The following is a 22,585-nucleotide window of genomic DNA, read 5'->3' on the forward strand; positions in this document are numbered from 1 at the left end:
CGCGGGTTGCAGGTAGCCTGTCCCGATTTCACCGGTTTGCGTTGTGTGGGCGCCCGTGCTGCCCTACACCTGTGGCAAGTCACGATTTCAGGGAGAGAGACATATGACCGATGCCCCCAGCTACGGCTTTGATACATTGCAAATTCATGCCGGTGCACGACCCGATCCGGCCACTGGCGCCCGCCAGACCCCGATTTACCAGACCACCTCTTACGTCTTTCGCGACGCGGACCATGCGGCCGCTTTGTTCAACCTGCAGGAAGTCGGCTATATCTATTCGCGCCTGACCAACCCCACGGTTGCGGTGCTGCAAGAACGTCTGGCCACGCTTGAAGGCGGCGTCGGCGCGGTCTGCTGCTCTTCCGGCCACGCGGCGCAAATCCTGGCCCTGTTCCCGCTGATGGCGCCGGGCTGCAACGTGGTTGCCTCAACCCGGCTTTATGGCGGAACCGTCACCCAGTTCAGCCAGACCATCAAACGCTTTGGCTGGTCGGCGACCTTCGTCGACACTGACGATCTGGACGCCGTGCGTGATGCCATTGATGAGAACACCCGCGCGGTGTTCTGCGAATCCATCGCCAACCCAGGCGGCTATGTCACCGACATCCGCGCCCTGGCCGATGTGGCCGATGCTGCGGGGGTGCCGCTGATCGTCGACAACACCACCGCCACGCCATACCTGTGCAACCCGATTGCCCAGGGTGCCGCGCTGGTGGTGCATTCCACCACCAAGTACCTCACCGGCAATGGCACCGTCACCGGCGGCGCAGTGATCGATTCCGGCAATTTCGACTGGTCCGCCTCGGACAAATTCCCGTCCCTGTCGGCGCCGGAACCGGCCTATCACGGGTTGAAGTTCCACGAGACCTTCGGCTCGCTGGCCTTCACCTTCCACGGCATCGCCATCGGGCTGCGCGATCTGGGCATGACGATGAACCCGCAGGCGGCGCATTACACGCTGATGGGCATCGAAACCCTGTCCCTGCGCATGCAGCGCCATTGTGACAATGCCATCAAGGTTGCCAGCTGGCTGGAGCAGGATGATCGCGTTGATTACGTGACCTATGCCGGCCTGCCCTCTTCGCCCTATTACGAACGGGCGCTGGCCTGCTACCCCAAGGGCACCAGCGGCTTGTTCACCTTCGCAGTGAAAGGCGGCTATGAAGCCTGCATCAAACTGGTCGATGCGCTGGATATCTTCAGCCATGTGGCCAATCTCGGCGACACCCGTTCGCTGATCATCCACTCGGCGTCGACCACCCACCGCCAGCTGACACCCGAGCAGCAGGAAGCGGCCGGTGCAGGCCCCAACGTGGTGCGCATTTCCATCGGCATCGAAGATCCCGATGATCTGATCGCTGATCTGGATCAGGCCCTGACCAAAGCCTGCGGTTGATCCCGCGCCGCAGTTTGCAAACACAACAAAGGCCGGGCAAATCGCCCGGCCTTTTCATGTCTGGCACGTACTTTGTCCGCTACCAGAGTCATTCCAAACCCGGCACCCGCAGGTCAAAGACCACCGATACGCTATGTTCAAAACCAAGGCTTCCGGCCTCGACCGGCATCGACGATGAGCGGGCCATTTCCATCATCTTCATCGGGCGCGGACCGCCACTGCCGCCATGTTCTGTGATCGAGCGTACCGGCCCCAGCTCCATCTCAGCCGCCTCGGCCAGTTGCCGCGCCTTGCGGATGGCATCGCGCACCGCACCGCCCCGGATCTGGTCAATGACCGCCGCGGAATCTGCAACGCCAAAGCTCAAGCCTCTGAAATTATTGGCTCCGGCGGCCAGTACCCGGTCCAGAATCGGTCCAAGATTGTCCAGCTCCCGCACCCGGACCGCCAGCGTATTGCTGGCAACAAACCCGGTGATCTCACGCTGTTCCCGGCCATCGGATGTGCGCCGGGCACTCCAGACCGGATCAATCGAAATCGATTGGGTCTGCATGTCCTCTGCGGAAATGCCCGCCTCGCGCAGCCCCGCGATCACCGCCGTCATGTCCTCCGACACCTGACGCATGGCTATAGCCGCCTCTTCCGCCTCGGCGGTGACGCCCAAAGTGATGGTGGCCCGGTCCGGCGCAACCTCGGTGCGTGCCTCTCCGGTGACCACGATCTGGCGCGGGCCCGCTGCCTCCGCCAGCACCGCCCCGGTGGAGCAGGTCCAGATCATCAATGATGCAAGTATCGCCTTCGTCTTCATCTCAGCGTCTCCTGTGTTGTGCCCCAAGATGGGAGCGTTTCCTTGCCACAGACAAGGGCTCTTCCCGTCTTTTCCTTTTCCTCGGCGAACTCCTGCTTTAAGGTCTGCCCGCAAGGCCAGACGGGCACTTAGCGGTCCGGGCACATGGAATTTGGATGGTTTGACCGCACTATGAAACCGGGGTTTGCTCTCTCTCTGTCTTCGGAAGGCATTGCCTTTCTGCGCCGCGCCGCCGGGGGCTGGCGCAATATTGGCAAGGTGCCGCTGAGCCACCCGGATCTGCCTCGGGCATTGGCCGATCTGCGCACAGCCGGGGAGGCGCTGGCGGAGGGCGGCTCCACCTGTTGCAAGGTGGTGATTCCGAACGATCAGATCCGTTATCTGACCGTTGAAACCGGTACTGCCGACGCTCCCACCCGGCGCGAGATGGCGAAAAAGGCGCTGGAAGGCGCCACGCCCTACGCTGTGGCGGATCTGTCCTTTGATATCTCCGAAGACGGGCCGCTGACCCATGTGGCAGCCGTCGCCCGCGAAACCCTGGAAGAGGCCGAAGGCTTCGCGCTGGAACACGGGTTCATCCCGGCCAGTTTCGTAGCCGTACCCGGCGACATGGATTTTCTCGGGGAGCCGTTCTTTGGCGCCTCCACCGCGATCGGAGACGCCCCGATTGAGCCGGATGGCATCGCGGTTGTCGACATCGGACCAGTCATTCCGCGTGCGCCCAAAGCCGCCGAAAAGAGCGCGCCGCAGGCCAAGAAGATTGGCGAGCCTGCCGGAAAAGAAACCGAGGCCCCCGCCGAGGCGACCCCAGTTCTCGCCGACGAAGCAGCGCCTGCAGCAGGCGCGCCGGATGAATCTCAGGAACCGGCCCCGGAGACCGCTGAGGAAAATCCAGCCGCAAAACCGGGTGTCCCTGACCAAGGCGCCAGCAAAGACGCTGTTTCCGTTGCTGATACGCAGGCGGAAACGCCCGATGATGGCAAGGCCGAGGCCCAGCCTCTACGCCCCGAGGACAAGACTGCCGGGGATAAGTCCCCGCGGATCGAAATCTCTGCGAAGGCTGGCGCCGAGGGCGCAGCAGAGGAAGACCCCGGCGAAGATCAGGGACCGGCCATGGGTTTCAGCACCCGGCGCCGGAAGGCCGACAGCGGCGCTGCGGCCCCTGCCCTCGCTGGCGCCACCCGCGCAGCACCGACGCCGGTGGCCGATCACAAGATCACCGCTCAGAAAGGGGGTCAGGGACCGCAGAAAACCGGTACCCCCGAGGGGCCTGCCGCTCCGGTCTCTAAGAAACAGCCCGACTCTGCCAGCGCGGCGCCTGCAACCCCGATCACGCCACCGCCAGGCCAGCCGCAAAGCGGCAAAAGCGAGAGCGCAGTTCCGGGTTTGCTTGCCCGCCTGCTGGGAAAGAAAGCCGGATCCGGAAAACCGGCACCAAGCCGCACCCCGGCAAAACCGCGCAACATGGGACTGGTCCTGACGGTCCTCCTGGTGGTTTTCATGGTGACCGTCGCCGCGCTCGCCTATGTGTCCCCGGGCGGATTGTTTGGCCGGTTCTCGGATCAGCCCGCTGCCGAGGATACCCCCCTGCGGGGCAGCACCCCGGAACCGGCAGCGGAACCAGAGGCACCGCAGCCAGGCGATGCAACTCCGGCAGAAACCACAGTGCCAGAGATGCCGGACGAAGCACCTTCTGTGCCGCTGGCCTCCGCGGAGCCTGCTGAAACCACACCGGCAGATGTATTGACGGCAGACACCGAAGACCGGCCCATTGCGCCGCAGGTCAGCGCCCTGCCGGACCAGCCGGACCCGGGTGTGACCTTCCTTCCCGACACCGAGGACACCCCCGGTACCGCAGACGCGCAGGATCAAGCCGATATCGAGACCGCACGGCTTGACCCCGAAGCCATCGCCGATGGTGTGCTGGATGACACCGCGACCGAAACAGAACCTGAAGCTCTCAGCGCCGAAGACCGCGCCTTGGAGCAGGCCGCGCAATATGCCGCCACCGGCATCTGGCAGGCGGTGCCCGAAATCGCGCAGGTCCCGGCGGTGGTGGATCTGGACGGTATCTATGTGGCCTCGATCGACGATACCGACCTGTCGCAGGACGCCGTCGCCCTGCCACCGCAACCGGATGCGAGCACCGATGACGCCCCGGATGTCGTCAGCTCTCCCGCCGCCGCAGGCAGCGCCATCGCGCTGGACCGGCGCGGGCTCGTCGAAGCCACGCCCGAAGGCACCGTGAACCCCGACGGCGTGATGGTTTTCCTGGGCCGCCCGCCGGTCGTGCCACCGCCTACACCGGAACGTATCGACCCCGCCGTGGCCGAGGCGGCAGCAGCCGCAGAGGCCGAAGCGGCCCGGCTTGAAGCCCTGTCACAACTGCGCCCGCGTGCCCGGCCCGCCGACCTCACCGAACAGGTGGAACGGGCGCAACTGGGCGGGCGCAGCCGCGCCGAACTGGCCAGCCTGCGCCCGCGCATCCGCCCGGCCTCACTGAAGACCGAAGAACAGGAAAGCCAGCCTGCCACCGCACTGGCTGTTGCCACCTCTGTCACCCCGCGGGCGCGGCCGACGAATTTCTCCAATATCGTTGACCGGGCGCAGCGCAGCACCTCGGCAGTGGCCACCGCCGCAGCCGTGCCTGCCACCGTTACCCCGCGCCTGCCCAGCTCGGCCTCGGTGTCGCGGCAGGCCACCATCACCAATGCGATCAACCTGCGCCGCCTGAACCTGATCGGCGTCTATGGCACCTCTGCCGACCGTCGCGCACTGGTGCGCCTGCCGAGCGGTCGCTATCGCAAGGTCCAAGTCGGCGACCGTCTCGACGGTGGTCGTGTGGTCGCCATCGGCGATGCCCGGCTGCAATACCAGAAAAGCGGCCGCAACCACACGCTGGAAATGCCCGAGTAATACTGGCCTGCAGCCGGTTCTTTCCGCCGTTCCTCCATGCCCCCCCACAAACTCCTCACGAAGGCATGCAAGAGCCAGTGTTGCGCTGACCACCTGGCATCATGTCCTCTACCGCACATTCACATGCGCTCCCGACATGAAAAAACCGGCTCCCAAACAGGAGCCGGTCCAATCACTCTTTACACAATCAGACCAGACCGCGAGACCGCCAAAGGCAGCCCCGGATCCGCGCCGGATTACTCGGCGGCCTGGATTTCGCCGTTGTTGATCTGCTCCTGCTCGATGGATTCGAACAGCGCCTTGAAGTTCCCCTCGCCAAACCCATCGTCGCCCTTGCGCTGGATGAATTCGAAGAAGATCGGGCCGATCACGGTCTTGGAGAAGATCTGCAGCAGGATCTTGGTCTCACCGCCATCCACGACGCCTTCGCCATCGATCAGGATGCCGTGTTTTTTCATGCGCTCGATCGGCTCTTCGTGGCCGACCACACGGTCATGGCTGAGGTCATAGTAGGTTTCCGGCGGGGCCGGCATGAAGTTGATGCCACGCTCGGAAATCTCGTCGGTGGAGTCGTAGATATTCTCGGTACCCACGGCGATGTGCTGGATGCCTTCGCCCTTGTACTTTTTCAGGTAGGCGACGATCTGGCCGGTCTCGCCACGATCCTCGTTGATCGGGATGCGGATACGGCCACAGGGCGAGGTCAGAGCGCGGCTCAGAAGACCGGTGAATTTGCCTTCGATGTCGAAAAAGCGGATTTCCTTGAAGTTGAACAACTCGCCGTAGAACTTGAACCACTTGTCCATGTTGCCCTTGTAGACATTGTGGGTCAGGTGATCGAGATAGTAGAAGCCCACGCCGCGCGGCTTGGATTGTTTCAGCCACTCGAATTCCTCGTTGTAGGGCGAGGTCTCATAGTACTGGTCGATGAAGTAGATCAGCGAGCCGCCGATGCCCTTGATCGCGGGCACATTCATGGTCTTGTCATCGCCTTCATAAGGCTCGGCGCCCTTGGCAACAGCGTGATCAAATGCCTTTTGCGCATCCACAACGCGCCAGCCCATCGAAGGGGCGCAGGGGCCGTGCTCTTCGACGAACTTCTCGGCAAAGCTGCCCTTTTCGGCGTTCAGGATATAGGTGATATCGCCCTGCTGCCACAGCTCGATCCCCGGCTTGGTCTTGTGGCGGCCCACCAGCTCGTAGCCCATCTTGGTGAAAAGGTCGCGCAGTTCCTGCGGCTCCGGACTGGCGAATTCGACGAATTCAAAACCATCGGTGCCTGCGGGGTTCTCTTCGCTGATGACGGATTTCGGGGCATTATGCGGGAACGGACCCATGGGTGCTCCTCCTGATTGCGCGTTTCAATTCTGCTATAAAGATAGCGCGTTCGATACGCAGTGTTTGCGCATTCATTGGCCTCCTGCTAGGATTTCATGCGCAATTACCGCATACTTTCCAGTCTTTTCGGGAATACCACGCATATGCTCGATTCTACCGACACCCGCCTTCTGGCCGCGTTGCAGAAGAACGCCCACCTCACGGCGCAGGAGCTGGGGGAGCTTTTGAACCTGTCACCCAGTCAGGCCGGACGGCGGCGGCAAAGGCTGGAGGCCGAAGGGTATATCCAGGGTTACGCGGCGCGGCTGGATGCGGCGAAACTGGGGCTGGCGGTGCAAGGATTTGTACAGGTGCATCTTGGCAGCCACGGCCCGGAACAATCGGCCAGCTTTGCCCGGCTGGTCAGCACCCGGGCCGAAATCACTTCAGCCTGGACCATGACCGGCGAGGCCGACTACCTGCTGAGGGTCTATTGCCGCGACCTTGAGGCGCTGAACACGCTGATCCACGATGTTCTGCTGACACACCCAGCCGTTGCACGGGTGCAAAGCCAGATCGTAATGGCTCAGTTAAAACGCGATGCGCCCCTGCCGACTTAACGATACGGGAAGATTCTCACGCTAAAGATGCATTGCGCATGCCTAAAGCTGGGAACACCTAATGTCATTTGTCGACCGCCGTATTGAAACCCGCCCGTCCAGCGGAGAAGCCCCGTTCAAATTGAACGAAGTGTTTTTCTCTCGCACCGATAAGCGCGGAGTTATTGAGGCCGGAAACTATATTTTCCGGCGGGTTGCCGATTACGATTGGCCTGAACTGATCGGCGCACCGCACAAGGTGATCCGCCACCCGGATATGCCACGTGGCGTGTTCAAGCTGTTCTGGGACACCATCAAGGCCGACAAAACCATCGGCGCCTATGTCAAGAACCTGGCCAAGGACGGCCTGTACTATTGGGTCTTCGCCGTCGTGGTGCCCCACAAGGATGGCTATCTCTCCGCCCGGATCAAGCCGACCAGCCCGGTCTTTGAGGAGGTGCAAACCATCTACGAGACGATGCGCCTGGCGGAAGAGCAGGAAGGCCTCTCCCCCGACGAAAGCGCCGAAATCATGATGGAATGGGTGCGCAGCAAAGGGTTTGAAGACTACGATCAATTCGCAGCCCATGCTCTGTGCGAGGAATTCAAGGCCCGCGATGCGGCCCTCGGGAACCCGGTGGACGAAACGCTGCTGGCGCTTGCCCGAATGCTCGACAACGCCCAGGTCCTGGTTGATCAGACCGAAGGTCTGGTCAAGGATTTCGACGCTATGCACACGATCCCCCACAATCTGCGGGTCATCGCATCGCGTATCGAGCCCGCCGGCGGTCCAGTCACCGTCCTGTCCCAGAACTACGGTTCCATGTCGCGCGAGATGTCCGATTGGTTCGCCGCCCATGTGATGGGCGAAAACAGCACCTTTGCCACCATCAAATCCACCGTCAACACCAGCCTGATGGTGCAATGCATCACCCGCATGCTGCAGGAGTGCGACCAACAGCTGAGCATGGAACGCCGCGCCCTGGGCGAGATCGATATGGCGCATGAGCGCGCCGTTCTGAAGCAGATCGTGAATGACCAGCTGGACCGCAAACGCGTCGGCCAGGAAGACGTCAACCGCGAAGCAGACAGAATCATGCACGCCTGCCAGGTCATGCACCGCCAGTTCCTTGGCCTCAGCTCGACCCGGGTGCTGTGCAAGATCGAAAGCGCGCGCCTCCCGGAATCGGGCGAAACCCTTTCGGACATCATCGACCAGCTTGGCGTCTTCCAGCGCCGGATTTCCGAGCGGCTGGAGCGGATCGAGAAACTGTCCGGCGACATCCGCATCCACGAGAAATAACACCATGCCCGGGCCTGTCGCGGAACAGGCGCAATAGGCCCGGCCTACATCCCCAAGTCGCCCTAACCCGTTGCCAAGGCGGCTGTCGCTTGCCATACCTTCGGCATGGACGCGTTTCTCTACCAAGCCTCGATTTACCTCGCCGCCGCCGTCATCGCGGTCCCCATCGCAGCGCGCTTGGGGCTCGGTTCGGTGCTGGGATACCTTGCAGCCGGCATCCTAATCGGACCAGTCTTCGGCTTTGTCGGCTCTGAAACCCAGGACCTGCAGCATTTTGCCGAATTTGGCGTCGTGATGATGCTGTTCCTGATCGGCCTGGAGCTTGAGCCGCGGGCACTCTGGGCCATGCGGCACAAGCTATTGGGTCTTGGCGGTTTGCAAGTCCTGTTCAGTACCCTGGCCCTGATGGGCGCTGCCATGGCCGCCGGGGAGCCTTGGCAGGTGAGCCTTGCAATCGGCCTCGCGCTATCGCTTTCCTCGACCGCGATCGTGCTGCAGACCCTGTCAGAAAAGGGCCTGATGCAGACCGGCGGCGGGCGGGCCAGCTTCTCGGTGCTGCTGACGCAGGATATCGCCGTCATTCCGATCCTTGCTTTCCTACCGCTGCTGGCGACCACCGGTGGCCCGCAAATCGGCTCCGACGGGTCGATCCAGCGCGCCGCCGAGGCCGGTCACAACGGTGGGCATGGCTCGCTGTCTCTGGTCGAAGGCATGCCCGGCTGGGCCGTGACCCTGATCACCATTGCCGCTGTTGCCTTTATCATCCTGGCCGGGATCTATCTGACCCGACCGCTGTTCCGCTTTATTCATGCCTCCAACCTGCGGGAAATGTATACCGCGCTGGCGCTGCTGATCGTTGTCGGGATCTCCTTCCTGATGACGCTGGTCGGCCTGTCCCCGGCGCTTGGTGCCTTTCTGGCCGGTGTGGTTCTGGCCAACTCCGAGTTCCGGCACGAGCTGGAAAGCGACCTCAACCCTTTCAAAGGACTGCTTCTGGGGTTGTTCTTCATCACCGTCGGCGCCGGGATCAACTACCGCCTGTTCCTCGCCAGCCCCGGCGATCTGATCGGCCTCGCGCTGCTGGTGATCGTCGCCAAGGGGCTGGTGCTCTATTTCGTCGGCCGCGCCTTCGGCCTGCGCCGCCGGGCACATTGGCTGTTCACGCTGGGGCTGGCGCAGGCAGGTGAATTCGGCTTCGTGCTGCTTGCCTTTTCCCGGCAGCTCAACGTTATCCCGCCCGCCCTGTCGGAAAAACTGTTACTGATCATCGCCCTGTCGATGCTGATCACGCCGCTGCTGTTCATTGCCTATGACCTGTTGTCCAAACGGTTGGGCGAGGCGCGGGTGGAGCATGCCCCGGATGAAATCGACGAGGAAGGCCCCGTGATCATTGCCGGCATCGGCCGATTTGGCCAAATCGTCAACCGGCTTGTCCGCGCCAGCGGCTTCAAGACGGTGCTGCTCGACAACGACATGGAAGCCGTTCAACTGATGCGCCGTTTCGGCGTCAAAAGCTTTCTTGGCGATCCGACCCGGCCCGAGCTGCTGAAGGCCGCCGGCATTGCAAAGGCCAAGATCCTTGTGGTCGCGCTGGATGATCCGGAGAACACCGTGAAACTGGTGGACTATGTGCGGCGCAACTACCCCGGTATCCACATCATCGCCCGGGCCTATGACCGGCATCACGTTTTCGATCTGTATCAGGCTGGTGCCAATGACATCGTGCGGGAAATGTTCGATAGCTCCCTGCGTGCCGGGCGTTACGTGCTGGAGCGGATTGGCCTCAGCGAATATGAGGCCGCGCAGGCCGAACAGACCTTCTATGCCCATGATCGCCTGACCATCCGCGAGCTGGCAAAGCACTGGGTCCCCGGCACTCCGGCCAGTGAAAACAAGGCCTATATCGCCCGTGCGCGCGAGCTGGAAAAAGATCTGGAGACGGCCCTCTTGGAACTGGCCGAGCAGAAGGACCAAAAGTCCTCCTGATCCCGGCCAGATGGGTTTTCAGAAGCGCGCTCAGCCGTCGGTAACGCCCGCCTCGGCAAAGGTCGCCATGCCGCTGTGGCAGGCGATGGCGCCTTTCAGGATCTGAATCGCCAGAGCCGCACCAGAGCCTTCGCCAAGGCGCAGTCCCAAGGTCAGCAGCGGCTCCTTGCCCAGCTTTTCAAGCAACATCACATGTGCGGCCTCTGCGCCCTTGTGGCCGGCCACCGCGTGATCGAGCGCGCCCTCATGCGTTTTCAGCAGGCAGGCTGCTGCGGAACAGCAGATATAGCCATCCAGGATCACCGGAATGCGCAGCATCCGGGCCGCCGCGATGGCACCGGCCATGGCGGCAATCTCACGCCCGCCAAGACATGCCAGCGCATCGAGACCATCCTTGATCTGGGGGCCGTGCAGGGCGACGCCCTCGGCCACCACCCGGCTCTTGTTGGCCAGCCCGGCATCATCGACGCCGGTGCCGCGCCCGGTCCAGTCGGCTGCAGCGCCGCCGAACAACGCGCAGGACAGGGCCGCCGCAGCGGTGGTGTTGCCGATGCCCATTTCGCCCACCACCAGCAGATCCGCCGTGGGGTCCACCGCCTCCCAACCCGCCTGCAAGGCGCTGAGCAGCTCAGCCTCGCTCATCGCGGGGGCCTTGGTGAAATCCTGCGTTGGCCGGTCAAGGTCCAGCGCATGCACATCCATGCGCGCTCCGGCGAATTCGGCGAGCTGATTGATCGCCGCCCCGCCATGTTCGAAATTCAGAACCATCTGGGCGGTCACCTCGGCCGGAAAGGCCGACACACCCTGCGCCGTCACGCCGTGATTACCGGCAAAGACGATCACCTGCGGCGCGGTAATGGCTGGTCGGTCGCTGCCGCGCCAGCCCGCATACCAGATCGCAAGATCCTCCAGCCGACCCAGTGCCCCGGGTGGTTTGGTCAGCTGCCCATTGCGCGCTTCGGCGCCCTGCGTTGCGGAGGCATCTGCTGCCGGTGCCGCACCAAGCTGGGCACGAAAGTCATCAAGAGAAGATATCTGGGGCAGCATGGATCAGCCTCGTTGCATAGGGTTACGGTACGCGGGTAAAGCGATTGGGCACCTGTTTAACCGCTCGCCCCCCCGCTGCAAGTCCCGCAAGAGGCCCGCAAATGCGAAAAACCGACATCCGCGCAGCCGACATTCCCCTGGCGCTGGTTTTGCTGACCCGCCTGCCCCTGCCGCACCTGTCGGCAGAGACGTTCAAACGGCAATCGGCAGCGGTCTGGGCCTTTCCGCTGGCGGGCGTCACTGTCGCCTTGCCCGCCGCGATTGCGGCCAGCCTGGCCCTCACGCTTGGCCTGCCGCCGTTGGTTGCCGCCGGGCTGGCGCTGGCAGTGCAGATCCTGCTCACCGGCGCCATGCACGAGGATGGCCTAGCCGACACCGCCGATGGGCTGTGGGGCGGGTTCGAGCCTGCGCGTCGGCTGGAGATCATGAAGGACAGCCAGATCGGCACCTATGGGGTGCTGGCGCTTATCCTCGGGCTGGGGCTGCGCTGGGTGGCGCTGGCCGCCCTTTTGGAGACCGCAGGCCCCTGGCCGCTGCTGGCGCTGGCCATGCTCAGCCGGGCTGCCATGCCGGTTCTGATGTACGCCCAGCCCCATGCGCGCGCCGATGGCCTGTCCCGCAGCGTCGGACGCCCCCGCGCCCTGCCCGTTGTGCTGGGCGGGGTTCTGGCACTGGGTCTGGCGCTGCCATTCATCGCCTTGTCGCAGCTCTTGGCCGTGGCCGTGATCATGGCGCTGGTCACGGCAGGTCTTGGCGCGCTGTCGCGGGCCAAGATCGGCGGTCAGACCGGCGATATTCTGGGCGCGACCCAGCAACTGTGCGAGCTTACGGGCCTGCTGGTCTTGCTGGCGCTCTGAGGGGTCACTCGACGCCGGTGGTCAGGATCTTCAGCTGTTCGCCGCAATGCTTGCAGTGGACCGCGTCGATATCGTGCCGCGTCAGGCCACAGGTAGGACAGGTATAACGCACCTTCTGCGGCTGAAAGATCGCCTGCGCCAGCCGCACGAACAGCGCCACCCCCACCACCATGACAAAGACCGAAAACATCTTGCCCGCCGGAGAGGCCATGGTGATATCGCCAAACCCGGTGGTGGTCAGCGTCGCAACGGTGAAATAGAGCGCATCCACATAGGGCGACTGGGTCTGGGTCTCATCGATAAAGAAGATCAGCACCGCCATGGCGGTGGCAAAGATGAACACGAAGAGGTTGACCCCGGCCAGAAGCGCATCCTCGTTACGGCGGAAGAATTCGCTGTCGCGGCGCAGGTCGCGGAGCAGATGGTAGGAATGGATAAGCCGCAGCGCCCGCAGGATCCGCAAAAAAGCCAGGCTGCCGGAGAACAACGGATCCAGCAGCAGGGTCACGATCACCGTCACATCGGCCAGCGTATAGATCTGCCACAGGAAGGCCTTGCGGTTACGGGCGATCCACAGCCGCGCCGCCAGATCCAGCCCGATGATAACGCCGAGCAGCTGGCTGATCGCGATCAGCATCGGGCCATGATCGACATGCGCCGTGGCAATGAAGAACAGGATCGACAGCGCATCAAAGATAATGATGCCATAGCGGAACCGCACCGCACCGGGCGAGGCGCCCTCGTAAAGGGTGTTGATGCGTTTCTTCAGGTTCTGCATGCCCGCTGTGCCCCTGCTCTACCCCAATCCCGGCTCAACAGAACATCCGGAAAAACAAAGGGCCGCGCAACCCGGCGCGGCCCTTTGTTTTTGCATGTGTCTTTCGGTGTCCGGCTGTTTCCGGCAGCCTCAGGCCGCAGCAGCGCGTGAGGTCAGAACCTCATCCACCTGTTTGGCGGCCGAGATTTCGTCACCATCGGCAACCGCAGCCACTTCGCGGGTCAGACGCTCCAGCGCCGCCTCGTACAGCTGACGCTCGGAATAGCTTTGTTCACGCTGATCGTCGGTGCGGTGCAGGTCGCGGACCACTTCGGCGATGGCGATCAGATCGCCGGAGTTGATCTTCTGTTCGTATTCCTGCGCGCGGCGGGACCACATGGCCCGCTTGACCTTGGCCTTGCCCTTGAGGGTCTTCATGGCCTGGTTGATCACATCGGGAGAGCTGAGCGAGCGCATGCCCACTTCGACCGCCTTGTTGGTCGGCACCCGCAGGGTCATCTTGTCCTTTTCAAAGGTGATTACGAAAAGCTCCAGCGCAAAGCCGGCCACTTCCTGCTCCTCGATCGAGATGATCTGGCCGACACCATGCGCCGGGTAAACCACATACTCATTGGGGCGGAATTCGAGCTTCTTCGATTTTGTCATACAGGTCTTTCCTCGCAATAAGCCGGATGCATGTTCCGGCACGACAACGACAAAGAGTGGTCACCGGCTCACTTACAGTGATCCGCGCGCCACGCGATAGTCGCAGAAAATCTGCCCGTAATGCATGAATGGGCATTCAAACAGTCGGACAACATCTCGTGTTCTGTTCATCTCAGAGACAGATCATACCACAAAATCGGGGTATTCGGAAGGCACCCTTACAACGCCGGGCAAACACCTGCGTGTTATAGGCGATTCGGACCTAATCTATGCGTTTCACACGCCGCCACACCCAAATGAGGCAAAAACCCGCGAATCGCGTGAAAACCAGAGGATCAACTGGCAGAGCTCAGCTGCTCAGCCGCCCTCGCCAGGAGCTTCGGAGAAGTATTTCTCCATCTTGCCCTCTTCGCCGTCGCGGTCTTCTGCGCCGGGCATCGGGTCTTTCTTGGAGACGATCACCGGCCACATCTCGGAATACTTGCGGTTGAACTCAACCCATTTGTCCATGTCCGGCTCGGTATCCGGGCGGATCGCGTCGGCGGGGCATTCTGGTTCACAGACACCGCAGTCAATGCATTCATCCGGGTGGATGACTAGCGTGTTCTCGCCTTCGTAGAAACAGTCTACAGGGCAGACCTCAACACAATCGGTGTATTTGCAGGCGATGCAGTTTTCCGTAACGACATAGGTCATAGTGCCAGGTCCCGTTTTCTGTTTGGCGTCTAGCTAATCCAGAGCGGCGCCATCTTCAAGATGTCAATGGATGTCGCCCCTGCGGGTAAGATCAAGCGCCCTGCGAGATTTCTTATCAGGGCGGCCCTTTCCCTCAAAGCGCGGATTGGCCGGAACGCTTTCCTGTTTTTCGGTCATGTCGAAATACAGGGTTTGTGCTTCAGGCGCCGGTCCGCGCCGTTCGCCGATTGCTTCGACACGGACAACCCGAATCTGCCGCCCCTGCGGAAAGGTCAGAACGTCACCCGGGGTGACGTTCTGAGCCGGTTTCGAGATCTTGTCGGCATTCAGGCGGACGTGACCGGCGCTGACCTGTTTCGCGGCCAGGCTACGGGTTTTGAAAAACCGCGCATGCCATAGCCATTTATCGATACGGATCTTTGCCGCGCCCTCCTGCATGGCCGGATCAGTCGCCCTGTTTCAGCCCCATCAGCGCCGCGGCGAAGGGGTTGTCGGGATCGATCTTCTTTTCCTTCTTCGGCGGGCGGGCCGAATAGGTCTTACCGCCCTGCTGCTGAGGACGTCCGCCTTTCTTGCCACCGGGTTTGCCGCCACCAGCGCCGCCTTTGGCACCGCGGGGTTTGCCCTTGCCGCCACCGGCATTGCCACGGGCGTCCTGGCCTTGCTGGCCACGGCGCTGACCGCGGTTGCCGCCCTGACGGGCACGACCGCCCCAGGTGAAAGTATAGAAGACCTCGACTTCAGGCGCCTCAACAGAGGCATCTGCCGCTTCGCCCACCGGGGTTTCATTCTCGGCGACCTCAGGCACGGGTTCTTCCGCTGCAGCATCCGAACCGGTTTCCGCAATCGGCGCCACGCCTTCGTCTGCGATGGCGGCAGCTTCAGGCACCACATCTGCGGCAGGCGCAGCGCCCTCACCCGCAGGCGTAGCGGCCGGGGTGTTTTCCGCGTCCGCCGCGGCATCCATGACAGGCTGACCTGCCGCGGGCGTGCCGGTTTCAGCGACAACTGCATCCGCCGGTTTGACCTTTTCGCGTTCGCCCTTTTCGGCGCGATAGCCAAGGCCCTGCATCAGGTCCGCGAATTGCTCCAGCGTCATACCGGTAATCGACAGCATGTCGGGCTTGGCTTCGAAACCGCCGCGGCTGTCTTCGGCGCGCAGCATGTCGGCCAGCCGTTCCAGCATATCGATGCGGATCATCCGCTCACCCGCTTCGCGGTAGCCGGACATTGTGTCATAGCCCTGCGGTGCGTCTTTCAGCGCGGGCACGGTCACCAGACCCGGAGGCGGTGCCTCGGGGAAGTCCTGCAGCCCGTTTGCCAGCGACCACAGCACCAGACGCAGACGAGTCGGCGCCGGTTTCAGCAGCAGCGGCATGAAGATGGTGAACTGGCCGAACCGCACACCGTGCTTGCGCAGCGCGCCACGGGCGTCCTGGTCCAGATCCTTGACCTCCTGCGCGACGGTGTGGCGGGGCAGCAGGCCCAGCGCCTCGACCATGCGGAAGGCAAAACCACGGGCCAGCCCGTTCAGTTCCTCGTCCTTTTGCAGGTTCAGCAGCGGTTCAAACAGCGACTGGACCTTGCGGGAGATGAAATGCTGCAGGCGGCGTTCGACCTTTTGCGCAACCTCGGTCCCGGCTGCATCGTCGACAAAGACCTGCACGCCAGGGGTCAGCGGATCTGCACCGGCGACCAATTTGCCGATGGCGCTATCGCCCCACATGAGGCCACCCTGTTCGGTAAAATCAATTTCGGTATCGGGCGCATTGTAGAACCGGTCTGCCCGCAGATGAAAATGCGGAGCGAGCGCCTGCAAAGACGCGGATTTCAACGCCTTCGCTTCAGCACCTTCTGCGCCCTTGTCAGGCGAGAACCGGAACCCTTCGAGCCGTCCGACGAATTCGCCTTCGACGGTCACTTCACCCTTGTCATTCACTTCGGCCAAAAGGGCCTCCTTCTGCTTGAGCCGGCGCAAGAGCACGGATGTGCGCCGGTCCACAAATTTTTCAGTCAGACGTTCGTGCAATGCGTCCGACAACCTGTCTTCTACAGCGCGAGTCTCATTCCGCCAATGGATTTCGTCACGCAGCCAGCCTTTCCTTTGTGCCACATAGGTCCATGTGCGGATAAATGCCAACCGTTTGGACAAGGCATCGATATTTCCGTCCGTCCGGTCGATCCGCTTGATCTGTCGGGCCAGCCAATCGTCGGGCACGACGCCGCCGCCATGCAGGTGATTGAAGATCCCCCGCAACAGCGACGCATGTTCGGCATGGCTTATACCACGGAAATCGGGAATCCGGCAGACATCCCACAACAGCCGCACCGAAGGCGCATTGGTAGTCCGGGCCAGAATATCGGGATCCTGCGACAATGCTTTCAGCGCGCCAAGGTCATCGGCCTCGCGCGCCTTCATCAGGAATTCATCCTGCGGCGCTGCCTCAAGCGAGCGGATCAACGCCTCGACAGTACCGAATTGCAGCGCGGAGGAGCGCCAGTTCAGCTTTTTCAGCGGCGTGAAACGGTGCTCCATGATCGCCTGCGCCGTGCCTTCGTCCAGAGGGCGGGCATCGCCGGTCACCCCGAAGGAACCGTGGCTCATGCCGCGCCCGGCGCGGCCTGCGATCTGGGCCAGCTCGTTTGCTGCCAGCGGCCGCATGCGGCGGCCATCGAATTTGGAGGTCGAGGCAAAGGCGACATGATCGATATCAAGGTTCAACCCCATGCCGATGGCATCGGTGGCCACCAGATAGTCGACCTCTCCATTCTGATAGAGCGCCACCTGCGCGTTACGGGTGCGCGGGGACAGCGCCCCCATCACCACCGCAGCGCCCCCCTTCTGGCGGCGGATCAGCTCGGCGATGGCATAAACGTTATCGACCGAGAAGCCGACAATAGCGGTGCGCGGCGGCATCCGGCTGATTTTCTTCGATCCGGCATAGACAAGATCGGACATCCGTTCCCGGCGCACGAATTCCACACCCGGCACCAGCGCTTGAATCGGCCCGCGCATGGTGTCGGCGCCCAGAAACAGCGTCTCATGGGTGCCCCGCGCCCGCAGCAGCCGGTCGGTAAAGACATGGCCTCGTTCCGGATCGGCGCAAAGCTGGATTTCGTCGATGGCGAGGAAGTCACAGCCCATCCCCTCTGGCATCGCCTCAACGGTGCAAATCCAGTATTGCGCGCGTGGCGGCACGATCCGCTCTTCTCCGGTCAGCAGCGCCACCACAGAAGGGCCGCGCGCCGCGACGATCTTGTCATAGACCTCGCGCGCAAGCAGCCGCAGCGGGAATCCCATGATCCCCGTCCGATACCCCAGCATCCTGTCGATTGCGTAATGGGTTTTGCCGGTGTTGGTCGGCCCCAAGACCGCCGTCACCCGTGATGCGTTTGCCATAGCACCGCCCCTGCCCCGGTCGGGGCCTAGAGTTCCTTGCCCTCGACCAAGGGCGCCAATCGGTCGAGCGCCTTGGTTACTTCCTGATGCGTCGGATGTATAGCCTTGGCGCGCAAATAGGCGGCATAGGCATTCTGGGGATCGCGGAACTGTTCAAAGATGGTGCCCAGCGCGTAGATCGCGTCGTAATTATTGGGGTTCAGCGCCAGCGCATGCTCCAGATCCGCCACCGAGGGACCATAAAGGCCGATGACGAAATAGGCGCGCGCCCGCTCGTACCAGCCACGCGCGAATCCCGGCGCGTGATCGGTCAGCGCGGTCAGATGCTCGATTGCCTCTTGCGTGTCGCCCCGCTCCAGCGCCCGGACGCCGCGCGTCAGCAGCAGATCCATCGCAGGCGAGCCGCTTTTGCGCCACAGCGCCTGCAGCTCACGATCGATGGCAGCGGCATCGGTGGGATCGGCCACCGACAGCTCTGCCAATAGCGCCGCCTCATCCGGGGCACCGGTTCCGACCTGTGCCAGAACCGCCGAAGGCAGGGAAAACGTGACTGTCAGCGCCGTTGCCGCCACGATAGCTTTGAGGTTCGGAACATTTGCAACCATGATGACCCTCAGTGTAACCCCGTGCATCGCATTTTCCAGTGCCGTAGACGAAAGCTTCACATAAAAGTGCGATGCCCCTGCAAATGAGCGAGGAAGACCCGATGAGCGACACCCTGACACAAGCCGCCGCCGCCCTGAACGAAAAACTCGACGCGGCCGGTTTTGACGGCAGCGCCAAGTTCGAAATCGCCGACATGGGCGCGATCGTGCTGGACAGCGACGGCGCCCGGATCAGCGACGAAGAAACCGATGTCACCATGTCCGCCGATGCCGAAACCTTTGAGGCGATCCTGTCGGGTGAACTCAACCCCACCAGCGCCTTCATGACCGGCAAGCTGAGCGTTGACGGCGACATGGGCACGGCGATGAAACTGGCCTCGGCCCTCGCCTGACCACACTAGCCTGAATGATGGAGACACGCCCGATGGATCTGACCCCTGCCCCGTATTTTCGCGATATCGCCGATGGTCCGGAAGGGGGAGAAGCCCATTGGGTGACCACCAAAGATGGCCTGCGCATCCGCGTGGGCCATTGGCTGCCCGACGGTCTGCCGCGCGAGGCGATCAAGGGCACGGTGCTGATCTTTCCCGGACGCACCGAATATATCGAAAAATACGGCCCTGCAGCCATCGACCTGGGTCGGCGCGGCTTTGCGACGCTGGCCGTGGACTGGCGCGGACAGGGGCTGGCCGACCGGATGCTGGACGACCGGCGTCTTGGCCATGTTCAGCATTTCCCCGACTTTCAGCAGGACGTCGCAGCAGTGGTGCAACTGGCGCAGCAGCTTGACCTGCCGAAGCCCTGGTTCCTGCTGGCTCACTCCATGGGCGGCGCCATCGGGCTGCGCGCCCTGATCGAAGGGTTGCCGGTCAAGGCCTGCGCCTTCACCGGGCCAATGTGGGGGATCCAGATCCCCGCCGCCACGCGCCCCGTCGCACGCATCTTAGGCGCTTTGGCGCCACATCTGGGTTTCAGCGCAATGCGCGCGCCCACCACGACCAAGGGGCATTACGTGCAATCCGCCCCCTACGAAGGCAACACTCTGACCAATGACGCGGATATGTACCGGTTCATGCAGGAACAGCTGGAGGCCCAGCCGGATCTGACACTGGGCGGACCAACCGTACATTGGCTGAGCGAAGGACTGCAGGAATGCGCCGCCCTGGCCCAGCGCCCCTCTCCGGCGCTACCCTGCATCACCTTCCTCGGCAGCGACGAGCAGATCGTAAATACTGACGCCATCAAGGACCGCATGCAGCGCTGGCCCGGCGGCGAGCTGGATCTGGTTCAGGGCGCCCAGCACGAGGTGGTGATGGAAGGTCCAGCCATCCGCCAGCACACCTTTGACCGCATGTGCGCCCTCTTTGACCAATACCGGGGCTGAACGCCCCCGGCTGATGGGCGGCGCCGCTGATCGCTTGTGATCCCCCGCGCCGCTGCTTAGATGTCAATCGAATGGCACGGCGCGGCTGTGCCTCATCTTTTCACATGACGCTTCAAGGAGGCCCCATGTTTCAACTGCCTTTCCCCGTTCGTGACGCCAATGCCGGTGGAGGCTCTGACGCCTTCGGCAATCTGCCCGAATGGGATCTGACCGATCTTTACACCGCTGATGACGCCCCCGAACTGGCACGCGATCTGGATTGGCTGGAGCAGGAATGCAGCGCCTTTGCCGCCGATTACGAAGGCAAGCTGGCCGATCTTGATGCGGCGGGTCTGCTGGACTGCGTTCTGCGCAACGAGAAAATCAACGCCATCGCCGGGCGCCTGATGTCCTATGCGGGCCTGCGTTATTACCAGCTGACCACCGATGCAGACCGCGCCAAATTCCTGTCGGATTGCCAGGAAAAGGTCACCGTCTTCACCACGCCATTGGTCTTCTTCACGCTCGAGATCAACCGTATCGAAGATGACAAGCTGAAGGCGCTGTTTGCCGCCAATGCGGATCTCGCACGCTATGAACCCGTCTTCCGCCGCATCCGCGCGATGAAGCCGTACCAGCTGTCGGATGAGCTAGAAAAATTCCTGCACGATCTGGGCGTGGTCGGCGACGCCTGGGAGAAGTTGTTTGATGAGACCATCGCCGGTCTGACCTTCACCGTAGACGGTGAAGAGATGAACATCGAAGGCACGCTGAACTTCCTGACCGACCAAGACCGCAGCAAACGCGAAGCCGCGGCACGCGAACTGGCGCGGGTCTTTGCCGAAAACATCAAGATCTTTGCCCGCGTCCACAACACGCAAGCGAAGGAAAAGGAAATCGTCGACCGCTGGCGCGGTATGCCCTCGGCGCAGATGGGCCGCCATCTGGCCAATGATGTCGAACCCGAAGTGGTCGAGGCCCTGCGCGAAGCCGTCGTGGCCGCCTACCCCAAGCTGTCGCACCGCTATTACGAGCTGAAGCGCAAATGGCTGGGCCTGGACCGCATGCAGGTTTGGGACCGCAACGCGCCACTGCCGATGGAAGTCTCCCGCACCGTCGGCTGGGATGAGGCCCGCGACATCGTGATGGAGGCCTATGGCGCCTTTGATCCGCGCATGGCCGAAATCGCCGATCCCTTCTTCAACAAGGGCTGGATTGACGCGGGCGTGAAACCCGGCAAGGCGCCGGGCGCCTTTGCCCATCCCACCGTCACCGATGTGCACCCCTATGTGATGCTGAACTATCTCGGCAAACCGCGCGACGTGATGACCCTCGCGCATGAGCTGGGCCATGGCGTGCATCAGGTGCTGGCCGCCGGTCAGGGCGAAATGCTCTCCTCCACCCCGCTGACCCTGGCGGAAACCGCGTCCGTGTTCGGCGAGATGCTGACCTTCCGCAAGATGCTGGAAAAGGCCAAGGACCAGAATGAACGCCGCGTGCTGCTGGCGGGCAAGGTCGAGGACATGATCAACACGGTCGTGCGCCAGATCGCCTTTTATGATTTTGAGTGCAAACTGCACGAGGCGCGCCGCGGCGGAGAGCTGACGCCCGATGACATTAACGCGCTCTGGATGTCGGTGCAGGCCGAATCCCTGGGCGAAGCCTTTGATTTCATGGAAGGGTACGAGACCTTCTGGGCCTATATCCCGCATTTCGTGCACTCGCCCTTCTACGTCTACGCCTATGCATTCGGCGACGGGCTGGTGAACGCGCTCTACTCGGTCTACGAGGAAAACCCCGAAGGCTTCCAGGAGAAGTATTTCGACATGCTGAAGGCGGGTGGTTCCAAGCACCACAAGGAGCTTCTAGCGCCCTTCGGCCTTGATGCCTCGGATCCCAAGTTCTGGGACAAGGGTCTTTCGATGATTTCCGGCATGATCGACGAGCTGGAGGCTATGGAGGATTGATCCATCGCGTCAGGCGGGTGCCCAGCGCCCGCCTGATCGTCCGCTGTGCGAACTGAGCTGCAATTTAAACTGGCGCTCTGAAGGACCGCAATATTTCCAAGCGCCCAAGCACATCGACGTAGGCAAGCGCAGGGACTAGAGGCTCCTGCTCAGTAATGCGAGCGCTGACAAGGTTGCCAGCCCAAGCGCACAAGGCCGTATCGCACCGCGCTCGAACCGCGCCGCTAGCGGTCTAGACCCCCACAATGCCACGGGAACCAGTGGCGCAAGAGAAATGGCGAATGCAAGCTGCGGCCACGAGAGGACATGTGCTATCGAGAGTGCGATGATCGCAACTAGGGTGCCAAAGCCATAGAATGCGTTTTGGGTTGCGGCAGCTCTTCGCGTCTCGACACCGGAGTAAAGGATTGCCATTGGCGGAGCACCAATGCCGGTAAGCGTCCCCATAACACCACTGACTCCCCCGGCAATGAAAAGTGAGCCCCTGGAGATCGGACATGTCAGGCCGAGTAGCGTAAGCATAACTGCAAACAGAACGACGAATCCCACGATAATCGCCAAACCATCTGTCCCTACGACAGTTGCGGCAATATACGCCGCAATCCCCGCCCCGAGGATGCGTCCAGCGAAGCCAGGTGGCAAGTCGCGCCACTGGACAGCATCTTTCGCGTTCAAGAAAGATCCCACCCCAATAAAGAAACCGACAAGAACAACCGTTCCGGGCAACCATTCGGGTGCCACTAAAGCCATGACAGGTGCTGCAAACATACCGTAGCCAGCACCCGATAAGCGTTGCACCAACGTTCCCACGAAAACCGTCAAAGCACAGATCATCCAAGGCCCTAAATCGGGCAACAAACTAGCTGGCATTTGATCTGTTCCATATCGAGGTTGAATTTTCT

The 22,585-nt window shown here is 62.2% G+C and carries 19 protein-coding genes; 9 read left to right on the top strand and 10 right to left on the bottom strand.

Annotated features, from left to right (window positions below):
* The first annotated feature begins 103 nt into the window (after positions 1-103).
* On the top strand, positions 104-1,396 hold the full coding sequence (locus C6W91_RS14450) for an O-acetylhomoserine aminocarboxypropyltransferase/cysteine synthase family protein (RefSeq protein ID WP_065272991.1): 1,293 nt from the start codon (positions 104-106) through the stop codon (positions 1,394-1,396).
* A gap of 88 nt (positions 1,397-1,484) precedes the next feature.
* On the opposite strand, the gene C6W91_RS14455 is transcribed toward C6W91_RS14450, so the two are convergent.
* The gene (locus tag C6W91_RS14455) at positions 1,485-2,204 is read right to left on the bottom strand and encodes an SIMPL domain-containing protein (protein WP_274837752.1); all 720 of its coding nucleotides are present in this window, start codon (positions 2,202-2,204) and stop codon (positions 1,485-1,487) included.
* A 144-nt stretch (positions 2,205-2,348) separates the two neighbouring features.
* Here C6W91_RS14455 and C6W91_RS14460 point away from each other — a divergent pair, with 144 nt between their 5' ends.
* The gene (locus C6W91_RS14460; RefSeq protein WP_370570967.1) at positions 2,349-5,120 is read left to right on the top strand and encodes a hypothetical protein; all 2,772 of its coding nucleotides are present in this window, start codon (positions 2,349-2,351) and stop codon (positions 5,118-5,120) included.
* A gap of 236 nt (positions 5,121-5,356) precedes the next feature.
* Here C6W91_RS14460 and hppD read toward each other — a convergent pair whose 3' ends face one another.
* Positions 5,357-6,457, bottom strand: a complete 1,101-nt coding sequence (gene hppD / locus C6W91_RS14465) for a 4-hydroxyphenylpyruvate dioxygenase (RefSeq protein WP_274832974.1) — start codon at positions 6,455-6,457, stop codon at positions 5,357-5,359.
* A 144-nt stretch (positions 6,458-6,601) separates the two neighbouring features.
* Between hppD and C6W91_RS14470 the strand changes: the two genes are divergently transcribed.
* From C6W91_RS14470 to C6W91_RS14480, 3 genes are all read left to right on the top strand, one after another.
* Positions 6,602-7,057, top strand: coding sequence for an Lrp/AsnC family transcriptional regulator (locus tag C6W91_RS14470; protein WP_065272987.1), 456 nt, complete (start codon positions 6,602-6,604; stop codon positions 7,055-7,057).
* A 61-nt stretch (positions 7,058-7,118) separates the two neighbouring features.
* The gene (locus tag C6W91_RS14475) at positions 7,119-8,339 is read left to right on the top strand and encodes a PAS domain-containing protein (RefSeq protein WP_065272986.1); all 1,221 of its coding nucleotides are present in this window, start codon (positions 7,119-7,121) and stop codon (positions 8,337-8,339) included.
* A 105-nt stretch (positions 8,340-8,444) separates the two neighbouring features.
* Positions 8,445-10,325 (top strand): monovalent cation:proton antiporter-2 (CPA2) family protein, encoded by a 1,881-nt coding sequence (locus C6W91_RS14480; RefSeq protein WP_274837754.1) that lies wholly within the window; start codon positions 8,445-8,447, stop codon positions 10,323-10,325.
* Positions 10,326-10,355: 30 nt separating this feature from the next.
* On the opposite strand, the gene cobT is transcribed toward C6W91_RS14480, so the two are convergent.
* The gene (gene cobT, locus C6W91_RS14485; RefSeq protein ID WP_274837755.1) at positions 10,356-11,372 is read right to left on the bottom strand and encodes a nicotinate-nucleotide--dimethylbenzimidazole phosphoribosyltransferase; all 1,017 of its coding nucleotides are present in this window, start codon (positions 11,370-11,372) and stop codon (positions 10,356-10,358) included.
* Between the two features lie 101 nt (positions 11,373-11,473).
* On the opposite strand from cobT, the gene cobS reads away from it, so the two are divergent.
* A complete protein-coding gene (cobS, locus tag C6W91_RS14490) occupies positions 11,474-12,229 on the top strand; it encodes an adenosylcobinamide-GDP ribazoletransferase (protein WP_274835005.1) in 756 nt (251 codons plus the stop codon).
* Positions 12,230-12,233: 4 nt separating this feature from the next.
* Here the strand turns inward: cobS and C6W91_RS14495 are convergent, their stop codons facing one another.
* From C6W91_RS14495 to C6W91_RS14520, 6 genes are all read right to left on the bottom strand, one after another.
* Positions 12,234-13,007 (bottom strand): ion channel, encoded by a 774-nt coding sequence (locus C6W91_RS14495; protein ID WP_274830080.1) that lies wholly within the window; start codon positions 13,005-13,007, stop codon positions 12,234-12,236.
* Positions 13,008-13,136: 129 nt separating this feature from the next.
* Positions 13,137-13,652, bottom strand: coding sequence for a CarD family transcriptional regulator (locus tag C6W91_RS14500; RefSeq protein ID WP_065272981.1), 516 nt, complete (start codon positions 13,650-13,652; stop codon positions 13,137-13,139).
* A gap of 357 nt (positions 13,653-14,009) precedes the next feature.
* Positions 14,010-14,348: a ferredoxin FdxA gene (fdxA, locus tag C6W91_RS14505; protein ID WP_065272980.1), complete on the bottom strand. Its 339-nt coding sequence runs from the start codon at positions 14,346-14,348 to the stop codon at positions 14,010-14,012.
* Positions 14,349-14,411: 63 nt separating this feature from the next.
* Positions 14,412-14,786 (bottom strand): RNA-binding S4 domain-containing protein, encoded by a 375-nt coding sequence (locus C6W91_RS14510; RefSeq protein ID WP_065272979.1) that lies wholly within the window; start codon positions 14,784-14,786, stop codon positions 14,412-14,414.
* A gap of 7 nt (positions 14,787-14,793) precedes the next feature.
* Positions 14,794-17,748: a helicase-related protein gene (locus C6W91_RS14515; RefSeq protein ID WP_274837756.1), complete on the bottom strand. Its 2,955-nt coding sequence runs from the start codon at positions 17,746-17,748 to the stop codon at positions 14,794-14,796.
* A 26-nt stretch (positions 17,749-17,774) separates the two neighbouring features.
* Complete coding sequence (locus C6W91_RS14520) at positions 17,775-18,353, bottom strand: tetratricopeptide repeat protein (RefSeq protein ID WP_274830229.1); 579 nt, start codon at positions 18,351-18,353, stop codon at positions 17,775-17,777.
* Positions 18,354-18,454: 101 nt separating this feature from the next.
* Here C6W91_RS14520 and C6W91_RS14525 point away from each other — a divergent pair, with 101 nt between their 5' ends.
* The 3 genes from C6W91_RS14525 (at position 18,455) to C6W91_RS14535 (ending at position 21,683) form a co-directional block, all read left to right on the top strand.
* Positions 18,455-18,745 carry an SCP2 sterol-binding domain-containing protein gene (locus tag C6W91_RS14525; RefSeq protein WP_274837856.1) on the top strand — a complete coding sequence of 97 codons (291 nt, stop codon included), beginning with the start codon at positions 18,455-18,457 and terminating at the stop codon, positions 18,743-18,745.
* A gap of 17 nt (positions 18,746-18,762) precedes the next feature.
* Positions 18,763-19,737, top strand: coding sequence for an alpha/beta fold hydrolase (locus tag C6W91_RS14530; RefSeq protein WP_370570973.1), 975 nt, complete (start codon positions 18,763-18,765; stop codon positions 19,735-19,737).
* 125 nt (positions 19,738-19,862) lie between these two features.
* Positions 19,863-21,683: a M3 family oligoendopeptidase gene (locus C6W91_RS14535; protein WP_274839709.1), complete on the top strand. Its 1,821-nt coding sequence runs from the start codon at positions 19,863-19,865 to the stop codon at positions 21,681-21,683.
* Between the two features lie 135 nt (positions 21,684-21,818).
* Here C6W91_RS14535 and C6W91_RS14540 read toward each other — a convergent pair whose 3' ends face one another.
* Positions 21,819-22,553: a sulfite exporter TauE/SafE family protein gene (locus C6W91_RS14540; RefSeq protein WP_342455887.1), complete on the bottom strand. Its 735-nt coding sequence runs from the start codon at positions 22,551-22,553 to the stop codon at positions 21,819-21,821.
* Between the last annotated feature and the right edge of the window lie 32 nt (positions 22,554-22,585).

Origin of the sequence: Phaeobacter sp. SYSU ZJ3003 (assembly GCF_041300735.1) — a bacterium.
Lineage (GTDB): Bacteria > Pseudomonadota > Alphaproteobacteria > Rhodobacterales > Rhodobacteraceae > Phycobacter > Phycobacter gallaeciensis_A.

Excerpts from the sequence above, each read along its gene's own strand:
- C6W91_RS14450 (WP_065272991.1), top strand. The coding sequence starts at position 104 with ATGACCGATGCCCCCAGCTACGGCTTTGATACATTGCAAATTCATGCC.
- C6W91_RS14455 (WP_274837752.1), bottom strand. The coding sequence starts at position 2,204 with ATGAAGACGAAGGCGATACTTGCATCATTGATGATCTGGACCTGCTCC.
- C6W91_RS14460 (WP_370570967.1), top strand. The coding sequence starts at position 2,349 with ATGGAATTTGGATGGTTTGACCGCACTATGAAACCGGGGTTTGCTCTC.
- hppD (WP_274832974.1), bottom strand. The coding sequence starts at position 6,457 with ATGGGTCCGTTCCCGCATAATGCCCCGAAATCCGTCATCAGCGAAGAG.
- C6W91_RS14470 (WP_065272987.1), top strand. The coding sequence starts at position 6,602 with ATGCTCGATTCTACCGACACCCGCCTTCTGGCCGCGTTGCAGAAGAAC.
- C6W91_RS14475 (WP_065272986.1), top strand. The coding sequence starts at position 7,119 with ATGTCATTTGTCGACCGCCGTATTGAAACCCGCCCGTCCAGCGGAGAA.
- C6W91_RS14480 (WP_274837754.1), top strand. The coding sequence starts at position 8,445 with ATGGACGCGTTTCTCTACCAAGCCTCGATTTACCTCGCCGCCGCCGTC.
- cobT (WP_274837755.1), bottom strand. The coding sequence starts at position 11,372 with ATGCTGCCCCAGATATCTTCTCTTGATGACTTTCGTGCCCAGCTTGGT.
- cobS (WP_274835005.1), top strand. The coding sequence starts at position 11,474 with ATGCGAAAAACCGACATCCGCGCAGCCGACATTCCCCTGGCGCTGGTT.
- C6W91_RS14495 (WP_274830080.1), bottom strand. The coding sequence starts at position 13,007 with ATGCAGAACCTGAAGAAACGCATCAACACCCTTTACGAGGGCGCCTCG.
- C6W91_RS14500 (WP_065272981.1), bottom strand. The coding sequence starts at position 13,652 with ATGACAAAATCGAAGAAGCTCGAATTCCGCCCCAATGAGTATGTGGTT.
- fdxA (WP_065272980.1), bottom strand. The coding sequence starts at position 14,348 with ATGACCTATGTCGTTACGGAAAACTGCATCGCCTGCAAATACACCGAT.
- C6W91_RS14510 (WP_065272979.1), bottom strand. The coding sequence starts at position 14,786 with ATGCAGGAGGGCGCGGCAAAGATCCGTATCGATAAATGGCTATGGCAT.
- C6W91_RS14515 (WP_274837756.1), bottom strand. The coding sequence starts at position 17,748 with ATGGCAAACGCATCACGGGTGACGGCGGTCTTGGGGCCGACCAACACC.
- C6W91_RS14520 (WP_274830229.1), bottom strand. The coding sequence starts at position 18,353 with ATGGTTGCAAATGTTCCGAACCTCAAAGCTATCGTGGCGGCAACGGCG.
- C6W91_RS14525 (WP_274837856.1), top strand. The coding sequence starts at position 18,455 with ATGAGCGACACCCTGACACAAGCCGCCGCCGCCCTGAACGAAAAACTC.
- C6W91_RS14530 (WP_370570973.1), top strand. The coding sequence starts at position 18,763 with ATGGAGACACGCCCGATGGATCTGACCCCTGCCCCGTATTTTCGCGAT.
- C6W91_RS14535 (WP_274839709.1), top strand. The coding sequence starts at position 19,863 with ATGTTTCAACTGCCTTTCCCCGTTCGTGACGCCAATGCCGGTGGAGGC.
- C6W91_RS14540 (WP_342455887.1), bottom strand. The coding sequence starts at position 22,553 with ATGCCAGCTAGTTTGTTGCCCGATTTAGGGCCTTGGATGATCTGTGCT.